This is a genomic window from Curtobacterium luteum, assembly GCF_014646995.1.
GTDB classification, from domain to species: Bacteria; Actinomycetota; Actinomycetes; order Actinomycetales; family Microbacteriaceae; genus Curtobacterium; species Curtobacterium luteum.
In genome coordinates this window covers 1-20882 of sequence record NZ_BMOI01000019.1, presented here as the reverse complement: position 1 = coordinate 20882, position 20882 = coordinate 1, and the positions used below count along the sequence as shown (strand labels likewise).

Annotated in this window: 22 protein-coding genes and 1 pseudogene; 18 read left to right on the top strand and 5 right to left on the bottom strand. The window is 65.4% G+C overall.

What is annotated here, in order from left to right:
- Positions 1–5 precede the first annotated feature (5 nt).
- Positions 6–1211 carry an MFS transporter gene (locus IEY20_RS16270; RefSeq protein ID WP_031273884.1) on the bottom strand — a complete coding sequence of 402 codons (1206 nt, stop codon included), beginning with the start codon at positions 1209–1211 and terminating at the stop codon, positions 6–8.
- Between the two features lie 412 nt (positions 1212–1623).
- Between IEY20_RS16270 and nrdH the strand changes: the two genes are divergently transcribed.
- From nrdH to IEY20_RS16245, 5 genes are all read left to right on the top strand, one after another.
- Positions 1624–1857, top strand: coding sequence for a glutaredoxin-like protein NrdH (gene nrdH / locus IEY20_RS16265; protein WP_022904483.1), 234 nt, complete (start codon positions 1624–1626; stop codon positions 1855–1857).
- Positions 1858–1966: 109 nt separating this feature from the next.
- The gene (gene nrdI, locus IEY20_RS16260) at positions 1967–2383 is read left to right on the top strand and encodes a class Ib ribonucleoside-diphosphate reductase assembly flavoprotein NrdI (RefSeq protein ID WP_175328659.1); all 417 of its coding nucleotides are present in this window, start codon (positions 1967–1969) and stop codon (positions 2381–2383) included.
- Positions 2384–2400: 17 nt separating this feature from the next.
- A complete protein-coding gene (nrdE, locus tag IEY20_RS16255) occupies positions 2401–4506 on the top strand; it encodes a class 1b ribonucleoside-diphosphate reductase subunit alpha (RefSeq protein ID WP_022904485.1) in 2106 nt (701 codons plus the stop codon).
- 105 nt (positions 4507–4611) lie between these two features.
- Positions 4612–5586, top strand: coding sequence for a class 1b ribonucleoside-diphosphate reductase subunit beta (gene nrdF / locus IEY20_RS16250; RefSeq protein ID WP_022904486.1), 975 nt, complete (start codon positions 4612–4614; stop codon positions 5584–5586).
- Between the two features lie 422 nt (positions 5587–6008).
- Positions 6009–6503 carry a GNAT family N-acetyltransferase gene (locus IEY20_RS16245; protein WP_022904487.1) on the top strand — a complete coding sequence of 165 codons (495 nt, stop codon included), beginning with the start codon at positions 6009–6011 and terminating at the stop codon, positions 6501–6503.
- An 8-nt stretch (positions 6504–6511) separates the two neighbouring features.
- Here IEY20_RS16245 and IEY20_RS16240 read toward each other — a convergent pair whose 3' ends face one another.
- Positions 6512–6808, bottom strand: coding sequence for a hypothetical protein (locus IEY20_RS16240; RefSeq protein ID WP_148286245.1), 297 nt, complete (start codon positions 6806–6808; stop codon positions 6512–6514).
- 188 nt (positions 6809–6996) lie between these two features.
- Here IEY20_RS16240 and IEY20_RS16235 point away from each other — a divergent pair, with 188 nt between their 5' ends.
- Positions 6997–7155 (top strand): hypothetical protein, encoded by a 159-nt coding sequence (locus IEY20_RS16235; protein WP_022904489.1) that lies wholly within the window; start codon positions 6997–6999, stop codon positions 7153–7155.
- Positions 7156–7167: 12 nt separating this feature from the next.
- Here IEY20_RS16235 and IEY20_RS16230 read toward each other — a convergent pair whose 3' ends face one another.
- On the bottom strand, positions 7168–7584 hold the full coding sequence (locus tag IEY20_RS16230; RefSeq protein ID WP_022904490.1) for a nuclear transport factor 2 family protein: 417 nt from the start codon (positions 7582–7584) through the stop codon (positions 7168–7170).
- Between IEY20_RS16230 and IEY20_RS16225 the strand changes: the two genes are divergently transcribed.
- The 10 genes and pseudogenes from IEY20_RS16225 to IEY20_RS16185 all read left to right on the top strand — a co-directional run bounded on the left by IEY20_RS16225 (position 7577) and on the right by IEY20_RS16185 (position 17298).
- Positions 7577–7942, top strand: coding sequence for a hypothetical protein (locus tag IEY20_RS16225; RefSeq protein WP_141859569.1), 366 nt, complete (start codon positions 7577–7579; stop codon positions 7940–7942). The genes IEY20_RS16230 and IEY20_RS16225 overlap by 8 nt on opposite strands.
- A gap of 366 nt (positions 7943–8308) precedes the next feature.
- Positions 8309–8854, top strand: a complete 546-nt coding sequence (locus tag IEY20_RS16220; protein ID WP_022904491.1) for an RNA polymerase sigma factor — start codon at positions 8309–8311, stop codon at positions 8852–8854.
- Positions 8847–9902: a CU044_5270 family protein gene (locus tag IEY20_RS16215; protein ID WP_022904492.1), complete on the top strand. Its 1056-nt coding sequence runs from the start codon at positions 8847–8849 to the stop codon at positions 9900–9902. Before IEY20_RS16220 ends, IEY20_RS16215 begins: the two co-directional genes overlap by 8 nt.
- Positions 9903–10083: 181 nt before the next feature.
- Entirely contained in the window at positions 10084–10497 is a 414-nt protein-coding gene (locus IEY20_RS16210; protein WP_083882155.1) for an ester cyclase, read from the top strand.
- A gap of 151 nt (positions 10498–10648) precedes the next feature.
- Positions 10649–11749 carry a site-specific integrase gene (locus IEY20_RS16205; protein ID WP_175328658.1) on the top strand — a complete coding sequence of 367 codons (1101 nt, stop codon included), beginning with the start codon at positions 10649–10651 and terminating at the stop codon, positions 11747–11749.
- A gap of 1277 nt (positions 11750–13026) precedes the next feature.
- On the top strand, positions 13027–14031 hold the full coding sequence (locus IEY20_RS16200; RefSeq protein WP_175328657.1) for a hypothetical protein: 1005 nt from the start codon (positions 13027–13029) through the stop codon (positions 14029–14031).
- 8 nt (positions 14032–14039) lie between these two features.
- Entirely contained in the window at positions 14040–14633 is a 594-nt protein-coding gene (locus IEY20_RS16195; RefSeq protein WP_148286024.1) for a hypothetical protein, read from the top strand.
- A gap of 162 nt (positions 14634–14795) precedes the next feature.
- A complete protein-coding gene (locus IEY20_RS16190) occupies positions 14796–16496 on the top strand; it encodes an SNIPE associated domain-containing protein (RefSeq protein ID WP_175328656.1) in 1701 nt (566 codons plus the stop codon).
- Positions 16497–16623: 127 nt separating this feature from the next.
- Positions 16624–16719: pseudogene (locus IEY20_RS17445) on the top strand (DUF2510 domain-containing protein); the annotation flags it as partial.
- A 102-nt stretch (positions 16720–16821) separates the two neighbouring features.
- Positions 16822–17298 carry a DUF2510 domain-containing protein gene (locus tag IEY20_RS16185; RefSeq protein ID WP_229728131.1) on the top strand — a complete coding sequence of 159 codons (477 nt, stop codon included), beginning with the start codon at positions 16822–16824 and terminating at the stop codon, positions 17296–17298.
- 122 nt (positions 17299–17420) lie between these two features.
- Here IEY20_RS16185 and IEY20_RS16180 read toward each other — a convergent pair whose 3' ends face one another.
- The gene (locus IEY20_RS16180) at positions 17421–17768 is read right to left on the bottom strand and encodes a histone-like nucleoid-structuring protein Lsr2 (protein ID WP_022902168.1); all 348 of its coding nucleotides are present in this window, start codon (positions 17766–17768) and stop codon (positions 17421–17423) included.
- Between the two features lie 111 nt (positions 17769–17879).
- On the opposite strand from IEY20_RS16180, the gene IEY20_RS16175 reads away from it, so the two are divergent.
- Entirely contained in the window at positions 17880–18923 is a 1044-nt protein-coding gene (locus IEY20_RS16175) for a PDDEXK nuclease domain-containing protein (protein WP_175328675.1), read from the top strand.
- Positions 18924–19452: 529 nt separating this feature from the next.
- Entirely contained in the window at positions 19453–19797 is a 345-nt protein-coding gene (locus IEY20_RS16170) for a hypothetical protein (RefSeq protein ID WP_148286025.1), read from the top strand.
- A gap of 90 nt (positions 19798–19887) precedes the next feature.
- On the opposite strand, the gene IEY20_RS16165 is transcribed toward IEY20_RS16170, so the two are convergent.
- Positions 19888–20568 carry a hypothetical protein gene (locus IEY20_RS16165; protein ID WP_175328655.1) on the bottom strand — a complete coding sequence of 227 codons (681 nt, stop codon included), beginning with the start codon at positions 20566–20568 and terminating at the stop codon, positions 19888–19890.
- Positions 20569–20882: the final 314 nt, after the last annotated feature.

The following is a 20882-nucleotide window of genomic DNA, read 5'->3' as shown; positions in this document are numbered from 1 at the left end:
GCGGGTCAGGTGGGGAGGTTCACCGGTTCGGTGTCGGGGAGGGGGCTCGCGTCCCGCCCGCGCAGGTCGGGCAGCCACCGCTTCGTCACGAGCGGCACGACCACGCCGACCGCGGCCATCGCGGCACCGACCATGAGTCCGCCGGTCGCGCCGTGCAGGTCGATGAGGAACCCGGCGACGGCGGAGCCGCCCGCAGCCCCGATCAGCTGGCCGGTGCCCATCCAGCCGTACGCCTCGGCCGTGTCCGAGAACTTCACGGTCGCGGAGACGGAGCCGAACATGACAGCCAGCGCCGGCGCGATCCCGGCACCGGCGATGACGAGCGCGAGGCACAGCCACCAGAAGTCCGTCCCTCCGACCGCGAGGGCGAGGCCGACGAAGACGATGGCCATCCGGGTCCAGAGGGTGTTCCGCGAGATCGGGCGGTGGCCGAGCGCCAGGCCGCCGATGAGCGATCCGATCGCGAACACCGCGAGGACGATGCCGGCGTTCGGGCTGCCCTCGCCGAAGACGCTCGTGACGCTCGCCTCGACCGCGGCGCACGCGCCGATGAGCAGGAGGCCGGTCAGGGTCGCGACGACGACGGAGGGCCGGCGCATGACGACGCCGAACGCGCGCTTCGACCGCGGGATGCGCACCCGGCCGAGCTCGGGGGAGGCGATGAACCACACGCCGCCGATCACGAGGAAGGCCATCGCGACGACGATCGCCTGGACCGTGCCGATCTGCGTCGCGACGAACGTCGTGATCACGGGGCCCGCCACCCAGATGAGCTCCTGCGCACTCGCGTCGAGCGAGAAGAGGGGCGTGAGCTGCGCCGAGGTCACCATCTTCGGGTAGATCGTGCGGACCGCGGGCTGGACCGGGGGGACCGCCAGGCCGCCGAGGAAGCCGACGACGACGTAACCCCACAGCGGCATCGTGACGAACGCCACGACGCCCATGCTCGTGAGCGCGACGAGGCTCGTCAGGACCAGCACGGGACGCATGCCCCAGCTGCCCATCCACCGGCTCGTGAGCGGGCCGGCGATCGCCTGGCCGATGCTCGTCGTCGCGAGGACGAGTCCGGCCGCGCCGTACGAGTCGAAGACGTGCTCGACGTGGAGCAGGTAGGCGAGCGAGAGCATCCCGAACGGGAAGCGCGCGGTGAGCTGCGCAGCGATGACACGACCGACGCCGGGGGTCTTCAGGAGGGTGCCGTACGCGCTCACGAGACGAGTGTACGGACCGGACGGACGGCGGTGTCCCCCGGTCGGGGAGGTGTGGACGGAGTCGTCGTGTGCAGGGTCCGGTGCAGGGTCCTGTGCAGGGTCCGAGGACGGGTTCCGCGACACGCCGACGCGCTGATTCCACACATGTGGATCGACGCTGTCCACGGGTGTGGGGAAGTGTCGGTGGTCGGCCGGAGAATGGCGGAATCCCGGGCCTCTCGGGAATCCACAGACTGTGGAGGGCGTTGTGGAGAACTACACGGCTGTAACACTTCCTCTTGTGGTCGGTGCCGCGGCCAGCCACTAGATGTAGTGTGGAGCCATCGCAGCGGCCCTTCCCGGACACGACTGCGAGCAGGCATCAGCACCACCTCCACAGCACGAACACCACCAGCAAGAACCAGGGGAGATCATGGCCGTCACCGTCTACACCAAGCCGTCCTGCGTCCAGTGCACCGCGACGTACCGGGCCCTCGACAACAAGGGCATCCAGTACGAGGTGCACGACGTCTCCACGGACGAGGCAGCCCTCGAGCACGTCAAGAGCCTCGGCTACCTGCAGGCCCCGGTCGTCGTCACGGACGACGACCACTGGTCGGGCTTCCGTCCCGACAAGATCGCGACGCTCAGCGCCGAACTCGCGTGACCGCGGTGCGGGCCCCGAAGGGGCCCGCACTCACCCGGCCTGGAGGCACCACCCGCCTCCGCCAGGCCGCCCCTGATCCGCTGTCCGCACCTCTGACCAAGGAGCGCACATGAGCAACCTCGTCTACTTCTCGAGCGTGTCCGGCTACACGGCCCGCTTCATCGAGAAGCTGGGGCTGCCGGCAGACCGGATCCCGCTCTACCCGAGCGACCCGTTCCTCCACGCGGACCAGCCGTACGTGCTCGTGCTGCCGACCTACGGGGGCGGCAACGGGCAGGGCGCTGTCCCGAAGCAGGTCATCAAGTTCCTCAACGACGAACGCAACCGCTCCTTGATCCGCGGTGTGGTCGTCGGCGGCAACACGAACTTCGGCGAGGCCTACGGCCTCGCGGGGGACGTCATCGCACAGAAGTGCGGCGTCCCCGTCCTCTACCGTTTCGAGCTCTTCGGCACGCCAGACGACGTGCACGCAGTCACCACTGGATTGGAAGCATTTTGGACGCAGCAGTTGCAGACGTCGATCTGACGTCGCCGCAGACGGGGATGGACTACCACTCCCTCAACGCGATGCTCAACCTCTACGACGCGAACGGGAACATCCAGTTCGACAAGGACCGTGAGGCTGCCAAGCAGTTCTTCCTGCAGCACGTCAACCAGAACACCGTCTTCTTCCACAACCTGAAGGAGCGGCTCGACTACCTGGTCGAGAACGAGTACTACGAGCGCGAGACGATCGACCAGTACTCGCTCGAGTTCATCCAGAAGCTCAACGACCTGGCGTACTCGAAGAAGTTCCGGTTCCAGACGTTCCTCGGCGCGTTCAAGTACTACACGAGCTACACGCTCAAGACGTTCGACGGCAAGCGCTACCTCGAGCGCTTCGAGGACCGCGTCGTGATGACCGCCCTCGGCCTGGCACAGGGCAACGAGCAGCTCGCGATCGACCTCGTGGAAGAGATCATCGCCGGCCGCTTCCAGCCCGCGACCCCGACGTTCCTCAACACCGCGAAGGCCCAGCGCGGCGAGCTCGTCTCCTGCTTCCTCCTCCGCATCGAGGACAACATGGAGTCGATCTCGCGCGGCATCAACTCCTCGCTGCAGCTCTCGAAGCGCGGCGGCGGCGTGGCCCTGCTGCTCTCCAACATCCGCGAGGCCGGCGCCCCGATCAAGCAGATCGAGAACCAGTCGTCGGGCATCATCCCCGTGATGAAGCTGCTGGAAGACTCGTTCTCCTACGCGAACCAGCTCGGTGCGCGTCAGGGTGCCGGTGCCGTCTACCTGTCGGCGCACCACCCGGACATCATGAAGTTCCTCGACACCAAGCGTGAGAACGCCGACGAGAAGATCCGCATCAAGACGCTGTCGCTCGGTGTCGTCGTGCCGGACATCACGTTCGAGCTCGCGAAGAACAACGAGGACATGTACCTCTTCTCGCCGTACGACGTCGAGAAGGTCTACGGCATGCCGTTCGGCGACGTCCCGATCTCCGAGAACTACCGCGCGATGGTCGACGACTCGCGCATCAAGAAGACGAAGATCAAGGCGCGTGACTTCTTCACGACCATCGCCGAGATCCAGTTCGAGTCGGGCTACCCGTACATCGTGTTCGAGGACACGGTGAACAAGGCCAACCCGATCAAGGGTCGGATCAACATGTCCAACCTGTGCTCGGAGATCCTGCAGGTCAACACCCCGACCACCTTCAACGAGGACCTCTCGTACAAGGAGATCGGCAAGGACATCTCCTGCAACCTCGGCTCGCTGAACATCGCGCTGACGATGGACTCGCCGGACTTCGGTAAGACCATCGAGACCGCGATCCGCGGCCTCACCTCGGTGTCGCAGATGTCGCACATCTCGTCGGTCCGTTCCGTCGAGGACGGCAACGACAAGTCGCACGCCATCGGCCTCGGCCAGATGAACCTGCACGGCTACCTCGCTCGTGAGCGCGTGTACTACGGCTCCGAAGAGGGCATCGACTTCACGAACATCTACTTCTACACGGTGCTGTTCCACGCCCTGCGCGCCTCGAACAACATCGCCATCGAGACGGGGGAGACCTTCGACGGCTTCCGTGACTCGAAGTACGCGTCGGGTGAGTTCTTCGACAAGTACACCGACCAGGCGTGGACGCCGGCGACCGCCCGTGTCGCCTCGCTGTTCGACAACGCCGGGATCGCCATCCCGACCCAGGACGACTGGAAGGCGCTGAAGGCGTCCGTCCAGGAGCACGGCATCTACAACCAGAACCTGCAGGCCGTCCCGCCGACCGGTTCGATCTCGTACATCAACCACTCGACGTCGTCGATCCACCCGATCGCGTCGAAGATCGAGATCCGCAAGGAAGGCAAGCTCGGCCGCGTCTACTACCCGGCGCCGTTCATGACGAACGACAACCTGGACTACTACCAGGACGCGTACGAGATCGGCGCCGAGAAGATCATCGACACCTACGCCGCTGCCACGCAGCACGTCGACCAGGGTCTGTCGCTCACGCTGTTCTTCAAGGACACCGCGACCACGCGCGACATCAACAAGGCCCAGATCTACGCATGGCGCAAGGGCATCAAGACGATCTACTACATCCGTCTGCGCCAGCTCGCGCTCGAGGGCACCGAGGTCGAGGGCTGCGTCAGCTGCATGCTGTAGCGGCTGGTCGCTCACGCGACTGCCCACAGCCTGGAGGCGCGGTGCCAGCCCGCACCGCGCCTCCAGTCCGATATCTAGTCACCATCTCTTGAACAGGAACGTGCGTTGGTCGAGAAGCTGAAGCTCATTGATCGGGTCCAGGCGATCAACTGGAACCGCATCCAGGACGACAAGGACGTGGAGGTCTGGAACCGCCTCGTCAACAACTTCTGGCTGCCGGAGAAGGTGCCGCTGTCGAACGACGTCCAGTCGTGGAACACCCTGACGCCGGCCGAGCAGACGATGACCATGCGTGTCTTCACCGGTCTGACGCTCCTGGACACCATCCAGGGCACCGTCGGCGCCGTATCGCTCATCCCCGACGCGATCACCCCGCACGAGGAAGCCGTCTACACGAACATCGCGTTCATGGAGTCGGTGCACGCCAAGAGCTACTCGTCGATCTTCTCGACCCTCGCGTCGACGCCCGAGATCGACGAGGCCTTCCGCTGGTCCGAGGAGAACCCGAACCTGCAGAAGAAGGCCCAGATCGTCATGGACTACTACCAGGGCGAATCCCCGTTGAAGCGCAAGGTCGCTTCGACGCTGCTCGAGTCGTTCCTGTTCTACTCCGGCTTCTACCTGCCGATGCACTGGTCGTCGCGGGCGAAGCTGACCAACACCGCCGACCTCATCCGCCTCATCATCCGCGACGAGGCCGTGCACGGGTACTACATCGGCTACAAGTACCAGAAGGGTCTCGAGCAGGTCACCGAGGCCGAGCGCCAGGAGCTCAAGGACTACACGTTCTCGCTCCTCTTCGAGCTGTACGAGAACGAGACGCAGTACACGCAGGACCTCTACGACGAGGTCGGGCTGAGCGAGGACGTCAAGAAGTTCCTGCACTACAACGCGAACAAGGCGCTGATGAACCTCGGGTACGAGCCGATGTTCCCGAAGGAGCTCACCGAGGTGAACCCGGCGATCCTGTCGGCGCTGTCCCCGAACGCGGACGAGAACCACGACTTCTTCTCGGGGTCGGGCTCGTCGTACGTCATCGGCAAGGCGGTCGTGACGGAGGACGAGGACTGGGACTTCTGACCCTCGTCTGACTCGTGGGGACGCCCTGCTGGCTTCGGCTGGCGGGGCGTTCTGCGTTCGCGGGCGTTGTGGCTGACGCGGTCGTATGGCGGGCCCTCAGCGAGATTCAATCCGGACGGGGTATGTGCGACACGGCTGCTGCTGTGCGCGCGGGACAGGAGGGCGCGTCCGCTGAACGACCGGCTATCGAGACGTCATCAGCGGCTTCTCCGGAGGAACAGGACGACCGCTGCGACGATCACGACCGCGACGATCGGGATCCAAATCCAGACGGGGAGGGAGCCTCCGCCCCCTGGGGGCAGCGCGACTGAGAGAGGGAGCACGGTCACACGCTAACCACGGCGCGCGTTCGGTGACCGATCGGCTTACGGGACACCCGGGCTGCTATCGACGAGTGCCGGCGTCATCGCTACGGTCGAGGGATGGACGGCCACAATCCTCGCTCGATCGTCATTCGGCCGGCAGAGGTTGTCGACGTCAAAGGCATTGCTGCCGTCCACGCCACCTCATGGCGAGAGACGTACGGGCGGTTCGTGGTGAATCCCGATACTGATCCTTGGTTCGACGTCGATCGGCGCATCGACATGTGGAGAACGAACCTGGAGCAAGGCGCCTTCGCGACCTTTGTCGCCGAGGACGAGTCGGGCGTCATCGGGTTCGCCGCGACGCAGGAGACACCCGGGTCTGACGCGGTCCGTCCAGAGGAACTCACGATGCTGTACGTGCTCTCGCGCGCTCATGGCGGAGGCGCCGGGCAGGCGCTCTTGAACGCAGCGCTCGGCCCGCGGCCAGCATCTCTTTGGGTTGCTGCCGACAACCCTCGCGCGCACTCGTTCTACCGGCGGAACGGATTCGCCGCCGACGGAACCACGTCGAGCTTCGGGCCCATCGAGACCACAGTCCGATTGGCCCGCTGAGGGATCGGCTACCGGTCTGCCGAACGCTGCTCGCCCTCGGGCAGAAGATGCCCGATGGCTCGTAGGACGTCGCCCAGCCAAACGAGTTCCCAGTTCAACGTCCGATCGGCGGCCGGCGCCGTCGTCAGGTTGTCCCACGACTCGCTCAGCTGCCCGATCGTGGCCTCGGGTGGATTGCTCGACACGTCGTAGAGGCCCGGAGCGGGCAACGAGTAGAAGTAGTCCTCACGCAGCACGACCGACTCCCCGTTCGCATGTTCGACGTGCTGAAGGATCCGATCGAACACGAGACGGAGATCAGTCACCGGGATCTGAAGACCGTTCCACTCAGGCATCCCACGAACATGGCGCAGAGGGGCTGTCTCGTCAACCGATCGTTCATCGGACGGAGGGCGGAAGTTCGGCGCGATCCGCCCAAAGAACGAGTCCTCCTTTAGGCGGAACGGCGTGCCATCGGCCGTTGCGACGCTTCGTGCCGCCGTACCGTGATCCCATGAGGAAACGGTTGCTCGTGTTCAGCCCCCCTGCCGGCGCGCTCGTGTTGTTGGCCGCCTGGTGGGTCACCCAGCGAGCTGGCGTCGTGGATGTAGTCCCGACGCGGGACGACACTTTCCTGACGAACCCGTACGCAGTGCTCGTGATGATCGGGTAGTCGCTCGCTGCTTCATGAACGGGGGTTACCGCCGGCCTGTTGGGCTTCCCAAGCAGTTCGAATGGGATCGGTGTCGTACACGATGTGCAGGTGTTGAATCCGGGCTTCCAGGTCTAGCTCGGCGACGTCAACCACGGAGAACGGTGCGGGGGTGCCGTCCGAGAGCGTCCAATCGAAGTCGAACCAGAACGCAACAGTCGGAGCCGAGTCGTCTGTGCTGACCAAGGTTCGGCGGAGCGTGAGGACGGATGCGGCCGTGTCGGCGAACAATGTCGGGTAGAAGTCGCGGGCGGGCTGCTCCCCGTAAAGCGGTGAGCTCACAATCGCGTCCGGCGTGAACAGGGCGAGCACCGCGTCTACGTCGGCTGATCCGAGAGCTGCGAGGTATGCATCGACGAGCTGTGTGAGGGTCGTTGCGGGGATGGTCATCAGTGATCGCTTTCGGAGGGGTTCGGCCCACAGCAGCTCGGGCCGGGCGACATTTACCAGCTTCCCATCACCAAAGGCGGAAGACGAACTTGGCTCGCTGGGTCCGGTTGACGACCGGCTATCGGTCGCGGGAGCGGCGCTCGGCTCGAACTCGACGTCGCGCGTCCTGCTGATCCGGCAGCGGGTTTCAGCCCATGCTCCCGCGGGCCGCGAGGAAGACGAGCACGGCGACGATAACCAGTACCACCGGCGCAAGGAACTGCAGATTCAGCATCGCTGCCCCTATCGATCGGTCGTGCCGTTTCAGACGTGGGTGGGGCATGGCGAGCAGTTGGCGACAGAGGTGCCGTCCGGTTGACGATCGGCTAACGGACAGGCTGGTTCTGATGCGCACGACGCTCGCGCTCCTGCTGTCGAGCAACTCGCGGTCCCCATGCGATCAGAATCGCTCCCGCAACAGCGGCGGCGAGGGTCGCCGCCAGCAGCGGCAGCCAAGGCGTGAATTTCGTGACCGCTGCCAGGATCGTCAGAACGATCAGGGCCACCGTGAGTGAGCCAGTGATCCACGCGATCCAGAGCCGATACCTACGCATCATTACCCCATAGTGCACTGGCTCCCGGCCACTGAGACGCGCTTGAGGCTCGAGTTTGCTCGCGCGCAACAGCGACGCGGCATGTTTCGGCGAGGATGGAACTCTTCCGGGAGGATCGGGCAATACCAGTCGTGCCCAGTAGTCATCCCCCTCCAGGAGCCGCAGCCGAGCTCGGTCGCCAGTTCGACGAGCACGGCCGGCGCATCCTCCTGTACCTCGCGCGCCGGACCGACCTGCAGAGTGCCGAGGACATCCTCGGCGAGACGTTCGTGACCGCGCTCGTCCGATGGGAGTCGTTCGACCCGGACCGGCAGGACGCGCTGCCGTGGTTGTTCGGCATCGCGTCGAACCTGCTCCGTCGGCACTGGCGCTCCCAGCGCCGGGCGGACCGTGCCTTGTCCCGTGTCGCCGTGTCCGAGCGGCTCGACGACGACGCCGGCGACCGTCTCGACTCGGAGCGTGCCGTGCAGACCGTCATGCGTGAACTCGACCGGATGCGTCCGGCGGTCCGCGAGACGGTCCTGCTGCACGCTTGGGCGGAACTCACCTACGAGCAGATCGCGGAGGCGACCGGCGTCCCCGTCGGCACCGTCCGCTCCCGGCTGAACCGGGCCCGAACTGCCCTCCGCGCCGTGCCCGGCACCACTGACTCCCTGAACGGACCACTCCATGTCTGACGACGAATTCACCACGCTCCGCCTGCTGCGACGCGACCTGCCGCCCGAGGCGGTCGACGCGTCACTCGACCGCGCTCGCCTCCGCTTCGACACGGCCGCCGTGGCGACCACCGTCCGGACGGGAGGCGCCGCACCGGCCCGTACCGCGCCTCCCGTCCGGTGGCTGCGTCGTTCGCGACCTGTCCTGCTGGCCGGAGCAGCGGTGGTCGTGGCAGGCGGGTTGGTCGCCACGGGTGTCGGAGTGACGCACTGGGGATCGCCGGGATCGGCCGCAGCGGCGACGCTGCACGAGGCGGCCGCCGCCGCGGCCGCCGACCGGACGCCGGCCGGCGCGTTCACGAAGGTGGTGGAGTCGGAACTGTCGATGGTCTCCACGACGTCCGATGGCGAGCACTACGACGAGGGCTACCTGGAGCCGACGACGACCACCACCTGGGTGCCGGCCGACGTTTCCGGGACCTGGGTCCGCGAGATCCGCTCCGGAGCGGCGACGAAGGTCTTCGGGGGCACCGCGGCACGTCAGGCCGCGTCCGACGACGGCGCGGGGAAGCCGTCCGCTCCGGTGTGGGAGCGGGGCGTCGGCGGTGACTTCGCGGTCGGTGAGCTCGGCGGTGAGCAGACCGGCACGCTCGGGGCGTCCGACATCGCGGACCTGCCTCGTGACCCGCACGCCCTCGTCCGACGCATCGAGGCCGCTCCCCGGGCGGCAGGAACGACCGACGAGCTGCACGTCTTCGACACGATCAGTGGCCTGCTCCGCACCGGGCTCGTGCCCGCGGACCTCCGTGCGGCGATGTACGAGGCGCTGGCGACCCTGCCCGACGTCGTCGTCACCGCGGAACAGGTCTCGCTCGACGGCCAGCGCGGCACCGCGATCGGCCTCCCGCACTGGAGCGGGACTGAGCAACACGACGTCATCATCGACCCGGCCGACGGAACCTACATCGGCGAGCGAAGCATCCAGACCCGGCAGATCGGCAGCATCCCGGCCGGCACCGTGATCGACTCCGTTACCGTGCGGGTCACGCCGGTGGAGGACCAGCCGTGAGACGGACCCCGAGGGACCGGTGCTACGGGGTCGAAGGGGAGAGACGGCTCAGCGCTCGATAAGCGATCAGCGCGGCCGCTATATTCGCTTCCATGCCCGCCGACTTGTTCCGAGAAGAACTATTATCGGAACTGACCCGATGACTGAGCGTAGGCTCGAGCCACACGATGAGGAGGCTCCGATGGCAGTTGAGGTGACAGCGGATGGCGGTCCGACGCTCGAGGCTCGGGACCGGATGCGGCAGCAGGACCTGCCGCTCGAGGCGCGGTTCACGCCCGATTTCACCGATCACGACGCTGCCGAAGGGGAACCCGAGGACGGGTCCGGGATCGCGTGGTTCTGGGAGCAGTTCGGGAAGGCGTTCACCGACGTCGAGCGGGAGGACATCGAGACGATCGCGACACCGACGAAGGTGATCACGATCTCCACCCTCGCCGGTACGCACACGGGGGAGTGGATGGGGCACGCCCCGACGGGGCGCCGGTTCACCGGTATCCGCAACGTGCAGGTCATCGGCTTCCGCGACGGCCGCGCATCCGAGCGGTGGGGTAGTACCGACCAGCTCGGCATCCTGCAGCAGCTCGGCCTCGCCTGACGTGCCCGAAGAGCAGTCCGTAACCTCGGCAGCCACCGTCAGCAGACGGGCGCTGACGGCGGAGCAGCGTGCTGCCGCGGAACACTCCCGGACCGCGTTCGCCCGACTCCGAAGCGCCGCCGGTGACGGCGCCCCTGCCGGGTCAGCTGCGGTGACGGTGCCGGTGGGTGCGTCACCGCAGGTGTTCGCGGAGGCGTCTCTGTCGGTGAATACGGTGCGGGCGTACCGGTCGGATTTGCGGCAGTTCGCGCGGTGGCGTGCTGGGTTCCTCGACCATGAGATCTCGGAACCGCACGAGCTTGAGCAGGTCATCACGGCGCCGGTCGACCCGACCGAGGTTGCGGCGTTCCTCGCGGATAAGGCCAACGCGGTCTTGCCTGATGGTGGGCAGCGGTACGCGCCGGCGACGATCAGCCGGTATGTGGCCGCGATCGATTGGGAGCACGCTCGCCGCGGCCACACCCCGCCAGGCACTACCCCGATTGTCCGCGATGTCCTGAAGGGAATCCGTCGCACCCGGTCGGTGCCGGTCAGGCGGGCGAAGCCGATGACGTTGAAGGCGCTGCAGACGGCGCTGTTGAAGATCGACGTCGCCGACCTCCAGACCGGCGCGCTCGGAACCCGCGATCAGGCGTTGCTGCTGTTCGGGTTCGTCGGCGCGTTCCGCGAGTCCGAGCTCACCGCCCTCACCGTCGCGGACCTCCGCCTCGTCGACGGCGAAGGCGTCTACGCCCGCGTGCGGAAGTCGAAGACCGACCAGGACGGCGCCGGCCGGATCAAAGTGCTGCGGCAGGGCGCGAACCCGGTCACCTGCGCCCCCTGCGCGTATGTGCGGCTCTCCCGGCTGATGCTCGCACAGGACGCCAGCGGCGAAGCGGGCCTCTTCGCAGCGCTCACCGGCGCGAGTCTCGCCGTGCACGTCTGTGCCGACGGGCTCGGCGCCGATCGGTTGCCGCCGTCGATGCCGTTCTTCCGCGCCGTGTCCAAGTGGGGCCTGTACCGGACCACCGGCATCAGCCCCACCACGGTCGGGAAGGCCGTCGCCCGCCGCGCGCAGGCGGCCGGGCTCGGGGAGAACGGCTGGTCGGGGCACTCGCTCCGTGCCGGGTTCGTCACCGAAGCCCGCAATGCCGGTGCGACGGACGTGGAGATTATGAATCAGACCCACCACACCAACGCCGCCACCCTCCAGATCTACGACCGCGAATACGCCCCCCTGATCCGCAACGCCGTCACCCGGATGCGCTTGTGACCCCCCAAACCTCCCCCAAACCCGACCCCAAACTCGGCCCCGACAGTAGGACTCTGCTTGAGGCGCACTGGGGTCGGTTCGTCGCATGGTGCACCGCGTCCGGACGCGATTCGCTCCCGGCTACGGCAGCAACGATTGAGCAGTTCCTGAAGCTGTTCCCCGGCAGCGCGTCGACGCAGCGGCTCCGTCGGCACGCGATTCGTGCACACCACCTCGAAGCTGGCCTCCCGGACCCCATACCCACGGTGGAGGCCAGGGTGTGGCCGCGATCAGAAGCCCCCGACCAGACGGCCGTCGGCCAGGTGCTCGCGGCGATCCCGAAGTACAGGTATCCGATCGGGCTCCGAGGCCGCCGCGACGCGTTCCTCGCCGTCCTCCTCGGTACCCTGCACCTCACCCGCGAAGAAGCCCGCACCATCGCACCCGCCGACGTCGCGGTGACGAGCATCGTCCGGATCCGTGGCCACGTCGTACCCTCAACCGATGACGCGGTGTCCTGCGCTGCCTGCGCGGTGACTCGATGGCTGCGCATCGTCGGACCGGTCTGGACCGGATTCCGCGGCGACGTCATCCGCCTGCTTGACCCGACGAAAGGAAACCTCGACCGGCATGACTGTGAGCAGCCGGTGCTGGGGGAGTGGCGCCTGGCAGAGCAGCTGCTGTTGCCGTTAGACGTCCACGGATGGGCGCGCACCGGCGTGAGCCTGTCGGGTCGTTCCATGACGAGCATCATCCCCGCCCGACGCGCTGTAGCCGCAGCCGACGGCCCGGCCGCGGAAGTAGTCGTTGCGGTCGCGCGGCGGCCGTCACGGTTCGAAGGACTGTCGTTGCAGGAGGCATACTCCGAGTTCGGCACTACGGATGCGGCGGTCGACGCAGCCCTCGCTCGACTCGCGGCCGTCTGGGGGGAAGCACGGGCGTCGACACGGAACTCGAGCAAGCAGCCAGCAAGTCCAAGCAGGAGCTACCACCGGATAGCAACGACTAGGTCGCTGCCGGGGCATCCACGTACGCCGGACCGCGACGGGTGGTCTGCGCCCTGTCGCATCAGCTCTAGACCCGCGCACACATATGCCGCGGAGGCCTGTTACTACACACCAGATCCACGGAACGCGTTTCCTACGAAGGTGTGGCGATGGGGTGTACCCATGACCACAGTCCTCTTCACCGCGGCCCCTGTCACTTCTGGCTCCACTCGGCGATCCGTTCCGACTCGAGCCGGCCACTTTCGTCTAGACTGCCCCGTGAGAGATGAGGGGCGCTCAGTGGCGCACAAAATGCAATTCGGATTCCAACTTCACCAGTTGACGTTGTTCTACGGAAACGCTCGCACGGAAAAGGATTTTCGAACCGACACCCTCCAGCCCAAGGGTAACAACGTGCTCGCGTCACTGCGCGAGCTTTCTCCGTCGATATATGACGTGACACGGATCGATGACTTCGCGTACAGGACTCGGGAGCGGCAAGCTGACGTGGCGCTGGCTCCGGCCCTACGAATCGAGCACATCGACGCTACCTCGCAGGATCGAATAGATATTGAGTTTCGATACGGACGCGTGGGTTCTCATGATCTCGCGATTGCTAAGGATCGAAGCGAGGACGCGGCGCTCGACAGTAAGGCGTCTACCAATCCGTACCGAGCATCGATATATCTCCCCAAATCGGGCAACCGTGCCGTTTTGATGTGTGAGGCTCGTGGTGCAAGCTGCCCTAGCACTTATCTGTTGAAGGCGCTGTGTCTCCACATGCGGGATACGGACGCGGAGCGGCCGGAGGCTGACCGTCAAGGCTGGTGGCGGCTCAAGCCGCACCAGGTGTCAGATACGGGGCGCCTGGAGGAAGTCCTCCGACAGGGCAATGGAGCGGGCCTTCAGCTGGAGAAACGCATCCTCAAGCCCGGTCAGACCAGAGGTGGAGAGGTGATCACGCTCCGTCGTAACGGACTCCCCGTCGGCAAGTTGTCGGCCGTCAAGTCTATGGTTCTTGGGTGGGTGGGGATGACGCCAGAGAAGGGAGCCGATGCCGCGCCCAGTGGAAAACCCACGGAACAAGTATCAAGCCTGATCGGCGTGCAGGTCAGTGCGGATGATTTTGATGATGGTGCGGTTACTTACGACCAAGGGGACGGGAAGACTCAGACGATTAGGCCTGATTCTGTCCGGGATATCTTTACCTACCCCGTCAAGGTTGGGCTTCCTCCTACGCCATCAGAAATTCGCAACGCGGCCGAGGAGCGTCTCCAGCGCCTTCAGCCCACATTAGGGATCCAGCTTTCGATTTAGGGCGAGTGATGCAGCGATTCAGCTTCTTGAGCTTAATTCGTGGACATTTCAAAGCACTACGTGATCGGGGTCAGTCATCGAGGCGTATCGCGTGGGGAGCAATTATCGCGCTGTATGGTTTGCCAATTGCTGTTGGTGTCGCCTCCTCGGTTACCCAAAACGCGAGACTAGAGTCACCCGCTACTATCCTGACTGCCCTGGCTCTTCTCGCGGGCGCCTTTTTGACATCTTTTACGCATATGTCGACATTACGCGGCAAACTCTCCGACCGCCAAGGTGATAATGAGGATACGGAGCGACCTGATCGCAACATGATTGACGAGGCGGCGACGCATCTGTTGATGGGCGCCTTTGCATCTATTAGTACGGTGATTCTGATCGTCGTCGCAATGAATGCTCAACGTGGGGACGTACTGCTTGGATGGGCTGCCGCCCTGATCATCGGAGCATGTTCCTGGGTTGCACTCCTCCTGTTGATATCTCTGCCGCGCCTCTATAATGCTTACATTGTTGTGAATAAGGTTCCCAATGAGCTTTCGGGAAGCTTCAAAGGAACTGGTGTTGTGGTCACTGAAGATGATGATGAAATTGAGCGCAACTGAGGGCGTTCATTAAACGCACTAGGCTCTCTGAGTCTCTGGACCTCGCGAATTTGACATAAGAGCGCAGTGCCGGCGTCCGTTGACCCGGCTTCACCCTCCGTGGCGGATGGGGCACCCGGACCGGGGGGTGTCGATTGGCGCTTTGTTCCGTAAGCTGAAGCAATGTCAGCAGCGCCTGCCGGTTGGTACGACGATAAGGATCCGCGGTTCGTCCGCTACTGGGATGGCCAGAGGTGGACCGAGCATGTGCAGCTCAAGAAGTCGGCGCCAGCTGGCCACGAAGGCCCGCCTTCGGACGCCCGCGGGGTGGCCGCTCCGCAAACGCGTCGTGCTGCCCGAGCGGCGGAGCAGTCGCCGCGTACGGCCGTTTCTGCGGTGCAGGAGAAGCCGGTCGAGAAGTTGTCGAAGCGGGAGGCGCGCGAGCGGCTACGTGCCGCGCAGGCACGGATCGAGGCGGGTGAAGCGGTCGTTGCCCGCTACAACATGCGCGCTTTCGACGATGTCGATGCGTACCGGGCCGAGCAAGAGCAGCAGCTCGCCACCCTTCGAGTGGACTTTGAGGCTGAGCAAGCGGCAGCTCGCGAACTCTGGGCAAAGGAACAGGCCGATGCACGCGAACGGTTCGCCGCTGAGCAGGCGGCCGAGCGGTTCAAGGGAGAGCAAGCGATTCGGACCGCCGAGGACCGCGTTCGTGCCGCTGAACAACAAGCCGAGGATGCACGCGCGACGCGCGACGAGATCAACGGGGGGATCAGCGCCCGAAGAGCAGAGCTGGTCGACTTGACCTCCGCAGTTGAGCTCCAGGCGGTCGGGCTCTTCGACTTCGAGAACCCGGCCGCGTCATCAACGGAGCTTGCGTCGAAGTTGGAAGCGCTGCGCTATCGCATCAAGAACGCGGTTCGTGACAAGCGCGCGGTAACCACGGCGCCACGGTTCACGTTCAACAACTCCGAAGCGCAGGGCCGGAAGTTCATGACGGACATGGCGAAGGTGCTGCTGCGTGCCTACAACGCAGAAGCGGAGAACGCCATCAAGGCTACGCGAGCTGGCAACTTGCACGTCGCACAGACGCGGCTCAGCAAGGCTGCGGAGCAGATCGCGAAAAGCGGCACCATGATCGATCTTCGCATTGAACCGAGCTACCACCAGATGCGGCTTGAGGAGATCGCCCTCGCCAACGAGCACCTCCAGACGGTGCAGGCGGAAAAGGAGCGCGAGCGAGAACGCCGAGCAGAACTCCGCGAGCAGCAGCGCGCCGCCGCTGAACTGCAAGCCGAGCACGACCGACTCGAGAAAGAACGTCAGCACTACCTCTCCACCCTCGCGGCCTTGCAGGCAAACGGCGACGCGGAAGGTGCCGCTCGCGTCCAAGCGCGGCTCGAGGACGTCGACCGCGCCATCTCCGATGTCGACTATCGAGCAGCAAATGTGCGAGCGGGCTACGTGTACGTGATCTCCAACGTCGGAGCGTTCGGGGAACGCATGGTGAAGATCGGCATGACGAGACGCCTGAAGCCAATGGACCGCGTCATCGAACTCGGCGACGCGTCAGTGCCGTTCCGCTTCGACGTACACGCGTTGTTCTTCGCCGACGACGCCGTCGGAGTGGAAACGATGCTGCACCAGACGTTCGCGAACCAGCGGGTGAACAAGGTCAACCTCCGACGCGAATTCTTCTACGTCACGCCGGCCGAAGTGCTCGATGCCCTCAAGAGCCATGCAGTCGAGGTGGTCGAGTACACCGTGGAACCCGCCGCGGAAGAGTTCCGCACGAGCGAGCTTGCGGCTGACATCTTCACACCAACGCCTCCGAGCGGTGGATCGATGTCGTACGTGGGATCCGTCGCGTCAGCCGAAGACTGAGGGACATCAGGATCATGGCGCTGCTCCCGGCGCTGCGGGGCTGAGACGTGGCCGGGGCTCGACGCAGTGTCCCGGACCCCTGTCTTGGTGCTACCGAGTAGCCAGCAAGAGGTGAGATTCTGTCCACATGAGTTTGCCTGTTGGTTGGTTCCCGGATCCCTCAGACCCGGAACGCGAGATGCTCTGGGACGGTGACCAGTGGACTGGCCTCACCCGCCCTCGGCGGACGGACAGCGCGGCTGCGCAAAGCGATGGTGACGTAGGGGCGGAGGATGCTCTCGAACCTTCCCGAGGACGGCGCAAGCCACGGCCGCGGCGTCGCCCCTTGGTGCTGGCGCTCGTCATCCTCGCGGTGGTCGTCATCGTTGGTGGCGGGGGTACGGCGGTAGCGGTGGTTCACGCGCGGCAGGTTGCAGCTGCGGCGGAGAAGGCGGAGCAGAAGAAGGAAGCGGCCGCCCGGACTCGTGCTGAGCAGCGTGAGGCGCAACGAGCAGCGCAGGAAGAGGCCGACGAGGCGGAGCGCTCTTCCCGCGCCGAAACGGTGAAAGAGGTCGAGGCGTCGGTGAAGACGATGGCGGAGGAGAACGTGACGAAGGGTCTGCTCGACGGTCCCATCCTTTCCGTGTCCTGCAATCCAGTCAGCGGCTCCACGGATGACTTGACCGACACCACTACCTCGTTCGACTGTTTCGCTGCGAACACGGACAACGCGGACGGAACCCAGTCGGGGTACTTCTTCAACTCCACCGTCAATTGGGACTCCGGCGAGTACACCTACGGTCTCGGCAAGTCAGCGTCTTGACGAACTCCACGAGATGCCGCGCCCATTCGATCACCACGACTTGACATAAGAGCGAACTATCGGTGCGAACGAGAACGGTCGGCACCCGGTGGGGTGCCGGCCGTTGCCGTGACGGGGAAGTGTCAGTGTGCTGCCTCGTACGCGTCGCGGACAGCCTGGCTGATGCGGCCGCGCGAGGAGACCTCGTGGCCGTTCGCGTTCGCCCACTCGCGGATCTTCGCGAGCTCTTCCGAGTTCCCACGCTTCGGGGCGCTGCCGCTGCCGCTGGTGCGGTTCTGGCGGCCGCTGACCTTCCGGGCGGCGGCGACGTAGTCGGAGAACGCTTCGCGGAGCGCGTCGGCGTTGTCGACGGAAAGGTCGATCTCGTAGTGGTTGCCATCGAACGAGAAGGACACGGTGCGGCCCTTACCTTCTTCGATGGTGTCGCCGGTCAGGTCATCGACCAGGTGCGTGGTAACTTTCTGCGCCATGGCAAGGCCGCCTTTCTGAGGTAGGGAGAGGGCGCCTCCACTGTGGCATACGTTTCCGGCCCGTTTCGTAAACGGTCCTTGGGATCAGGGGTGCTGGTGCAGAGTGATGGGATGCGTGCCGATAGTGCTGTTCCGTCCAGTTACGCGGCGACGTTGGCGAGTTTGAAGCAGCATGTGCGCAATGCTCGGTTCACAGCGCAGCGGCGTGCGAATACGGAACTGGTGGTGCTGTACGGGCAGATCGGCGCCACGATCCTCCTGCGGCAAGGGCAGGAGGGGTGGGGCACGAAGGTCATCGCCAGGCTCGCTGAGGATCTGCGGACGGAGTTTCCCGAGATGCGGGGCTTTTCACCGCGGAACCTGGCGTATATGCGGGCGTTCGCGGCGGCGTGGTCGCAGCAGGAGACTGTGCAACAGGCTGTTGCACAACTGCCCTGGGGACACATCACGGTGCTCCTGGACCGGCTCGATGACCAGACGATGCGCAACTGGTACGCCGAGCCGGCGGTACAGCATGGCTGGTCCCGGAACGTCCTCGAGCACCACATCCGCACCGGCGCGCATCAGCGGCTCGAGGCAGCACCGACCAACTTCGCAGCTGTCCTCCCGGCTGGCGAGTCGGACCTTGCGCAGCAGCTGACGAAAGATCCGTACGTGCTGGACTTCCTCGCCCTCGACGGCGACGCGAAGGAACGCCACCTCGAGCAGGCACTCGTGAATCGGATCATCGACACGCTCCGCGAGCTGGGGGAGGGGTTCGCGTTCGTCGGCCGGCAGGTGCACTTCGACGTTGACGGCGACGACTTCTACGTCGACTTGCTGTTCTTCCATGTCGAGCAGCTCCGCTACGTCGTGATCGAGCTCAAAACGGGGAAATTCAAGCCCGAGTACCTCGGCCAGCTCGGCTTCTACGTTGCACTCGTAGATGATCGGCTCCGCCGGGCGCAGCATGCCGATACCGTCGGTCTGCTCCTGGTCGCAGACAAGAGCGACGCGGTCGTCCGGTACTCCCTCGCCGGCCAACAGGCACCAATCGGCGTCGCGAGCTACGACCTGCTGCCCCCCGATGTTCGGGCGGCACTGCCATCCGAAGGTGACCTCGCGAACGCCCTCCGCGCAGCAGACATCCCTAACGCCGCAAGCCCAGGGGAATGACCGCCCGGCGCCGCGGGACACCGGGGCAGGAAACGCCGCACGACGAGCCGTCCCGGTACGAACGGGATGCTGGCGTCGCGCCCCTGCAGGTGGAAACGTACGCGGCGCTCCGCCGACGCCGCAGCGCAGCACAACCGCAGCCTCCCGCGAAAGCGCCGAAAGAGCAGTGGCCAGACTTCGCCGAAATCCTTCGACAGCTCGGGCAGAGCCCGTGAGCAGCGGGACCGCTGACAGGGACGCCTCACCGTGTCGCGGCGAACGCCGAGGTGCCAACGAAAAGATTGTCGTCTCCGACGAGCCGGTACCGCCACGAGAACCCGTCTTGGCTGGGCCGACCGATGTGGAGGTCCTGCTGCTATACACCTGCTCGTAGAAGGCGAGCGCATCGTCGACGCTGGTGCCCTGCTGATCAGACCGCACCGAGGTCGACTCGTCGCCAGGCATATGCGATCGACGCTCACGGACCACCGACAGGGCTGGGGGTGGGGGCATTTCGAGCGTGCGGGCACTGGCTGATCGGATAAAGAACGTGGTGTACGGCGAGTCCACGATCATGACCGGCGACGCAATCGCTGAAGCGGTGCTGGCTTACGCGGCAGCACTTGGCGAGAACGGAACGACCGACATCGTCGAGGTCCCAACCTTCGACGAGGCCGGTTGTGCGGCGACGGCGGAGCTGCTGCTCGGGCCGGCATCGCAGGTGCTGATTGAGGCAGCTCCCAACGATGAGCTGGAACCGGAAGTCGAGGACCTCGTCAACGAGCTCACCAGGCGCACCGGCGCCATCGGGGGCGGGCGTTTCCTCGATGCCGCGTCCGCGCACTCACAAGAACGAGCCGCTAAGCGGCTCCGGACGGATCCGCCGTCCCCCTGAACTCGCACCACCACGAGAAGGCGCCGCTCCCGTGGTGGGGAGCGGCGCCTTCTCGTGGTGGTGCGGGTGCGGTGGTGTGCCGTGGGGGTGTTACTTGATCTGTGCGGTGATGGTCGCGACGCCGACGAGGAGGCCGGACTTCACGGCGTCGGTCTTGAAGGTGCTGTTGAGCAGCTTCGCGGCGTCACCGGAGACGTGCACGGTGGTGCCGGTCAGGATCGCGTTGTCACCCTCGAGCTGCAGCGGCTTCAGGGTGCCACCGTGCAGGGAGAACAGGTACGCGTTGTTGACCGCGACCTTGCCGTTGACCAGGACGTCGCCGTAGAGCTTGGACGAGCCGGGGTTCACGACGAAGTTCTCCAGCGTGACCGTGGTCTCACCGGCGGTGAGGGTCAGGCCCGAGTCGTCGTGGTTGAGCAGGCCCTGCACGTAGGGGCGGTAGTTGCCGTCCGGGGACCAGTACGTGACCGAACCGGAGGTGATCGGGAACGACACGGACCCGTCGGCGAGCTTGGCGTCACCGGAGACACCCGGGGTCAGCTTCAGGGCGGTGAGGGCGTCGGTGAAGCAGGAGTCGAGCTTCACGGCGGTGTTGCCGCCGAGGACCTCGGGGACCGAGGCGACGGGGCCGGGGATCTTCGACGACGACGACGACACGGTGTGCACCGACGGGGTCGAGGCCTGCGCGGAGGTGATGCCGAACGCGGCACCGCCGAGCACGAGCGCACCCGTGGTCGCGAGGGTGATCGAGGTCTTCATGGACTTGCGCATGAGTGGGTTCCTTCCGTTGTCGCGCTCGGCGCGATTCCCTGTGTGCGCGCCGAACACACCCCGACCAGGGGTGGAGAACCAGGTACTTGCGGCTGGTGAGCGCTCCGGGTGTTTCCCGGAATTCACAATCTATTCGTGGCGCCTCGACAGATGGTTTGGGGTTCGTACCCTGTCCCCCGAATGGGTGATGAGGTGGAGCGCGACAATTGCACGGAGGCAACTTTCGCAACGTAGGGTGGGGACTGCTGTCGGTTCGGTTGACTCCTGACCTGTGGGGACGTGGTCCTCGCTGGAAGGATGTCGATCATGGCCAA